Source organism: Actinosynnema sp. (assembly GCF_052038725.1).
The window spans coordinates 1-5784 of sequence record NZ_JBQGCX010001241.1 but is presented as its reverse complement, the minus strand read 5'-3'; the positions used below and the strand labels follow the sequence as shown (position 1 = coordinate 5784).

General features: G+C 75.1%; 5 protein-coding genes and 2 pseudogenes. 2 read left to right on the top strand and 5 right to left on the bottom strand.

What is annotated here, in order from left to right:
- Positions 1-353: pseudogene (locus ACTUAL_RS26155) on the bottom strand (hypothetical protein); the annotation flags it as partial.
- A 293-nt stretch (positions 354-646) separates the two neighbouring features.
- Here ACTUAL_RS26155 and ACTUAL_RS26150 point away from each other — a divergent pair.
- Complete coding sequence (locus tag ACTUAL_RS26150; protein ID WP_440902110.1) at positions 647-2395, top strand: protein kinase domain-containing protein; 1749 nt, start codon at positions 647-649, stop codon at positions 2393-2395.
- A gap of 1 nt (position 2396) precedes the next feature.
- Here ACTUAL_RS26150 and ACTUAL_RS26145 read toward each other — a convergent pair whose 3' ends face one another.
- Complete coding sequence (locus ACTUAL_RS26145; RefSeq protein WP_440902109.1) at positions 2397-3056, bottom strand: hypothetical protein; 660 nt, start codon at positions 3054-3056, stop codon at positions 2397-2399.
- A 17-nt stretch (positions 3057-3073) separates the two neighbouring features.
- On the opposite strand from ACTUAL_RS26145, the gene ACTUAL_RS26140 reads away from it, so the two are divergent.
- Positions 3074-3235 (top strand): hypothetical protein, encoded by a 162-nt coding sequence (locus ACTUAL_RS26140; RefSeq protein WP_177154326.1) that lies wholly within the window; start codon positions 3074-3076, stop codon positions 3233-3235.
- Between the two features lie 121 nt (positions 3236-3356).
- Here ACTUAL_RS26140 and ACTUAL_RS26135 read toward each other — a convergent pair whose 3' ends face one another.
- From ACTUAL_RS26135 to ACTUAL_RS26125, 3 genes and pseudogenes are all read right to left on the bottom strand, one after another.
- The gene (locus ACTUAL_RS26135) at positions 3357-4361 is read right to left on the bottom strand and encodes a GDSL-type esterase/lipase family protein (protein ID WP_440902108.1); all 1005 of its coding nucleotides are present in this window, start codon (positions 4359-4361) and stop codon (positions 3357-3359) included.
- A 1-nt stretch (position 4362) separates the two neighbouring features.
- Complete coding sequence (locus ACTUAL_RS26130) at positions 4363-5358, bottom strand: GDSL-type esterase/lipase family protein (RefSeq protein WP_440902107.1); 996 nt, start codon at positions 5356-5358, stop codon at positions 4363-4365.
- Between the two features lie 176 nt (positions 5359-5534).
- Positions 5535-5784 (bottom strand): annotated as a pseudogene (locus ACTUAL_RS26125) (LLM class flavin-dependent oxidoreductase); the annotation flags it as partial.

Here is a 5784-nt window from a genome sequence, read left to right as displayed (position 1 = left end):
CGAACCGGGCTGCGGGCCCGCGGCGGTGTCGGTGAGGTTGGTGACGTCGTGGACGTCCCCGCCCCGCCGCCGCCGGCGTGCGTGGCGGGCCCGGCCGCGCCGGGGAACGCGGGCACCGCGGCGGCTCCCGCCCGCGGGCTGGTGGCGACCAGCCCGGCGAGGGCGAGCGCCCCGGCCAGCCCGGACGCCAGTGCCGCGCGGGCGGGTCCACCTGGTCGGCGCAGCGCCCCGCCCGGCCGCGGCACCGCCAGCGGGTCGACCGGGCGCGCGACCTGCCGGGGTCCGCCGACCTGCCGGTCGACGACGTGGCCGCGCCGGTCGGCTTCGCGGGCGGCACGTCGCCGCGCGAGCACCTGCGCGCCGCCACCGGGGTGTCACCGCGGGCCTGCCGCCGCACGTTCCGGGGCGCGGGCGCGTCGGCCGGGGACGTCCCGGGAGCGGGCCCGGAACCGTTGCCGCGCAACAACAGCGCCGGGACCACCCGTGCGACCGTGACCGCCGTCACGTCTGAAAACCCTGTGCTGTCAACGTTCTACGGCGAGTGACGACCGGCGGCGGGAGCCCGGAGCGCGATCGGCCGGTGCCCGAGCGCCCGTCCGCTGCCCAGTACGCTGCCTGGGACGCAGCGCCCACAGAGAGGTTCCCCGTGCAGCCGCTTCACGCTTCCGACCCGGTGGAGATCGGCCGCTACCGCCTGACCGGGCGGCTCGGCTCCGGTGGGATGGGCAGCGTCTACCTGGGGCGCTCGCCCGGTGGCAGGCTGGCCGCCGTCAAGGTGATCAACCTGGGGTTCCAGGAGGACCCGAACGCGCTGGAGCGGTTCCGCCGCGAGGTCGAGACGCTCCGGACCGTGCGCAGCGCCTACACCGCCGCGCTCATCGACTCCGAGACCACGACCCCGCCCTGCTGGTTCGCCACCGAGTACGTGCCCGGCCCCACGCTCGCCAGCGCCATCAAGGACGAGGGCGGCCTGCCGCCCGACCTGTGCCGCGCGCTGCTCGCCGCCCTCGCCGAGGGGCTCGCCGACATCCACGCGCACGGCGTGTGGCACCGCGACGTCAAGCCGCAGAACGTGATCCTGTCCGCGACCGGCCCGCAGCTGATCGACTTCGGCATCGCCCGCGCGACCGAGCAGACCGCGCTCACCCAGCAGGGCCTGGCCACCGGCAGCCCCGGCTACATCGCGCCCGAGGTGCTGACCGACGACGCGGTGGGCCCGGCCGCCGACGTGTTCGCGCTCGGCGCGACCATCGCCCGCGCCGCCACCGGCAGGCCGCCCTTCGGCGACGGCAACGCGTACGCGATCACCTACCGGACCGTGCAGGCCGACATCGACCTCGACGGCGTCGAGCCGGGGCTGGCCGCGCTGATCACCGCGTGCACCGACCGCGACCCGGCGCGGCGGCCCGACCCGCACGCGATCATCGAGCGCTGCCAGCCCGCGCCGCCGCTCGTGGAGCACCCGGCGTACCGGCGGGCACTCGCCCGCAGCGCGGCGGCCCGCGACGAGCGCACCGACGTGCTGGTCGGACCGCCCACGCCGGCGCCGTCGCAGCCCGTCCCGCCCGCGCACACCCCGCCCCGGCCGCACCCGGCGCAGTTCCCGCAGCAGGGCGCACACCAGGGCCTGCACCAGGGCCCGTCGTCCGGACCCCAGCAGCTGCCCCGGTCCGGCCCGCAGCCCACCCTCGCGGGCCTCCCGCCCACCGGCTACCAGCAGCCGCCCACCGCCTACCAGCACCGCACCGACCAGCCGCACCAGGTCCACCACCCCGTGCCCACCGGTCCGCAGCCCGCCCAGCGCCGTCCCGGCGCGCTCGCCGCCGTCGCGGCCGTCGCCGTGCTCGCCCTCGCGGGCGGCGGGCTCTACCTGGTGACCAAGGGCAAGGGCGCCGGTCAGGCGGGCGCGCCGCCGACCTCCGCCACCTCGCAGCCCGGCGACGCGGGCCAACCGCCCGCCTCCGCCTCCGACGTCCCCGACGGCAACCGCTGCACCACCGCCCAGCTCACCATGGCCTTCGAGGAGGTCGAGCGCGGCGGGCGCGTCGCCAGCTACCGGCTGGTGTTCACCAACACCTCCAACCAGGAGTGCGTGCTCAACGGCTTCCCCGGCGTGTCCCTGCGCGACGGCGACAACGCGATCATCGGCGACGCGGCCGGTCGCGTGGGCGGCCCCAAGGAACCGGTCACCCTGGTCCCCGGCACGGCCGTGCAGGCCGACGTGATCGCCAGCGTGCGCGAACCGGGGGACGACGACGAGGGCTGCTGGGAGGAACCGGTCTCCCTCGTCGTCTTCCCGCCCGCCTCCAAGTCCACGATGACGGTGAGGACCAAGCAGCCCGTCGTCTGCGGCGACCGCTTCACCGTCGGCGCGGTCTACCCGGTGCAGACCTGAGTCACGGCTTGCGCGGGGCGGTGTCCTCGGTGATGTCGGCGGGGATGTCCACGGCGATCTCCGCGCCGAGCCGCGCGCCCGCGAGCAGCTCCAGCTCGTCCCCGCTCCAGAACCGGCCGGGGTCGTACCAGTTGGCGCGGCGACCGGTCGGCAGCAGCCCCATGGCCTCGTAGGTCACCGCCACCACCTCGGCGCAGTAGGCGGTCTCCAGCGTCGTCTCGGCGGACCGGCGCACCCTGGGCAACCGCCCGCGCAGCCACCGCCCGGCCAGGCGCGCGGTCGACGGGAACGGCGTCCCGTCCAGCCGGGCCACGGTCCTGAGCGCGGCGTCGTCCACGTCCAGCGAGTGGTCGAGCTGCCGCAGCCAGGCCCGCTGCCCGTACTTGCGCGCCCACACCACGACGGCGTCGTGCAGGTCGTGCAGCTGCACCCCGCGCTGGTGGGTCCCGGTCCACACGTCGGGCAGCGAGCGGCCCAGCTCGGCGTGCCACATCAGCGGCGGCAGGTCGTCCAGGACGACGGACATGCCGACGTGGTTGACGGGGCTGTTGGTGGTCATCTGGATCGCCCGGTCGGCCGGTGAGCTGCCCCGGAACAGCCAGACGTCGCCGGTCCGGGTGAGGTCCACGGCCTCGGCCAGGGAGATACGCGTTTCGCCCATCCGGGTAGCCTAGGCACATGCGGTTCTGGAGGCTGGTTGGACTTGCCGGTGTCGCGGGGGTCGCGGCGACCGGGGTGGTGGTGGCGCGGGCCGAGCGCAAGCGGCGGGCCTACACGCCGGAGGAGATCCGGGAGCGGTTGCACGCGAAGGTCGCCGAGCAGGCGGTCGAGAAGGGCTGACGTCCCGGCCGGCCCGCGTCGACCCCGCGATCCCGCGCACGCGGGCGGCCTGGGTCGGCGGGACGTTCGCCGCGAAGCCGAGCCGCGGAACGCGGGGCAGGACGAGCCTGCCCCGCCGCGCTCACCAAGCGCCCGAGATCAACGGCGTCAACCGGTCCGCCACCTTCCGGTGCCCCGCGTCGTTCGGGTGCACGTTGTCCACCGTGTCCGTCGACTCCACGATCCACCCCGTGGTGTCCACGAACCGGATCCGCGGGTCGCCCACCGCCGCCACCGCCGCCTGGGTCTCCGCGACGTACCGGCCCCGGAACACCCGCAGCGCGAACACCACCGCGTTCGGGTACTTCTCCCGCACCCGCCGCAGCAGCGTCGTGTACCCCGCCTGGAACTGCGCGCCCGTCACCCCGTGGCCCACGTCGTTCGTGCCCAGGTTCACCACCACCGCGTCCGCCCGGTACCTCGTGAAGTCCCACAGGGGCGCGGTCGCCGCGAGACCGGTGCGCAGCCAGCGGTCGCTCATGCCGATGCAGCCGTCCGCCGCCGGGTACAGGCAGGCGCCGCCCACGGCGATCTGGGTGTGCGCCGCGCCCAACCGCTCGCCGGTCAGCCAGGCGTAACCGGTCAGGGCCTGCTTCGACGACAGCTGCCCCACGGTGATCGAGTCGCCGATGAACTCCACCGTGCGCGCGGGCGTCGTCGGCGCGTAGGTGCGCGCCCCTGGGTCCAGCGCCACGCCCCGGAACACCGCGTCGCCCTTGTACGAGCCCGCGATCGGCCGGTACGACACGCGCAGCACGTGGTTGCCCGCCTTCAGCGGCGTCGGGGTCAGGTTGACGGTGCCGCTCACGTTCGCGTGCAGCACGTCGGCGCCGCCGTCGATGCTCGCGTAGAGGTCGATCGCGTTGCGCTGCTTCAGCTTCACCGTCGTCCCGGTGAAGCCGACCAGCACGTACGCGCCCGCCCACTCCGAGACGTGGGCGGTGCTGTCGGCGGTGTTCCAGCGGCCGAAGTACCGCACGTTCGAGTCGGTCGGGGAGCCGTCGCCGGTCGCGGCGGCGGCGCCGGGGGTGGCGCGGCCGGTGGCCAGCAGGGCGGCCAGGGCCGCGGTGATCAGTCGTGCGCCCATGTCAGATCCTCGCCGCGATGATCGGGGCGAGCCGGTCGGCGATCTTCGCCTGGCCCGCGTCGTTGGGGTGCCCGTCGCCGTCGGCGTAGTCGGTCCCGGTGGTCAGCCAGCCGCTGGTGTCGACGAAGAACGTGCGCGCGTCGCCGACGGCCGCCACCGCCGCCCTGGTCTGCGCGGCGTACCGCTTCTTCAACGTCTGGAACGCGAAGATCGCCGCGTTCGGGTACTTCGCCCTGATGTCCCGCAGGAACTTCGCGTACGCCGTCTGGAATGCGCTTTCCGACACGCCGTGCCCGATGTCGTTCGTGCCCAGGTTCACCACGACCGCCGCCGCCTGGTACCGGCCGAAGTCCCAGCCCGCCGCGCCCGTGCTGTCCGTGCGGAAGAACTGCGCCGACTGCCCCACGCACCCCGACTGCGCCACCAGGCAGTAGCCCGCGCGGGCGATCACGGTGCGCGGCAGGCCGAGCCTCTCGCCCACCAGCCAGCCGTACGAGGACAGCGCCAGCTTCGAGTCCAGGTAGCCCGCGGTGATCGAGTCGCCGACGAACTCCAGCACCTTGGCCGACGGCGTGAACGCCACCGTCCGCGCCCCGCTGTCCAGCACCAGCCCGCCGAACACGGTGTCCCCGGACCGGAACGCCACGCGCAGGGTGTGGTTGCCCGCCGCCAGCGGCGTCGGGGTCAGGTCGACGGTGCCGCGCACGCCCGCGTGGAACACGTCGGGCTTGCCGTCGACGCTGGTGTACACGTTGACGGCGTCCCGCAGCTTGAGCTTCACGGTGGTGCCGGTGAACCCGGTCTGGAGGTAGGCGCCCGCCCAGTGCGGCACGCGCGGGTCGCCGGTGGCGTCCCAGCGGCCGACGTAGGAGATGTTCGGGTCGGACACCGGGATGTCCACCGCCGCCGAGGCGGTCGGGGCGAGCAGGGCGCCGGCGAGCGCGGCGGACAGCAGGACCGCCGCAGACCTGGCCGCACCCCATGACGTCGCTGTCATGCGTGTGCCTTTCGCGAGAACGCGGTGTGCGGCGGTTCCACCGGCATCCGTTGGGACCTCAGACCATGCAAGCCCAGGGCGCCCGCCGTCAACCACCCGTCTCGATCGGCTGCCGTCCCGGCCCGCGTCCCGGCCCCGGTGAGCCGAACCGGGGGAGCCGACCCGGGGGAGCCGGGCTAGGCGAACGGCGCGACCAGCTCGTCCGCGACCCACCGCGCCACCCGCTCCGGGTAGGGCCCCGGCAGCCCCAGCACCACGTGCGAGAACCCGAGCTCCAGCGCCCGCCCGATCTCCTCCCGCGTCCGCTCCGGGTGCTCGTACGAGGCGTTGAGCACCGTGGACCTGGTGATCGACCGGGGATCGCGGCCCAGCTCCGCGCAGTACCGGTCCAGCCGCGCCGACCGCAGCGCGGCGGCCTCCAGGTCG

What these genes read in the sequence shown, in the direction of transcription:
- ACTUAL_RS26140 (WP_177154326.1), top strand. Translation starts at nt 3,074, where the DNA reads ATGCGGTTCTGGAGGCTGGTTGGACTTGCCGGTGTCGCGGGGGTCGCG.
- ACTUAL_RS26135 (WP_440902108.1), bottom strand. Translation starts at nt 4,361, where the DNA reads ATGGGCGCACGACTGATCACCGCGGCCCTGGCCGCCCTGCTGGCCACC.
- ACTUAL_RS26130 (WP_440902107.1), bottom strand. Translation starts at nt 5,358, where the DNA reads ATGACAGCGACGTCATGGGGTGCGGCCAGGTCTGCGGCGGTCCTGCTG.
- ACTUAL_RS26145 (WP_440902109.1), bottom strand. Translation starts at nt 3,056, where the DNA reads ATGGGCGAAACGCGTATCTCCCTGGCCGAGGCCGTGGACCTCACCCGG.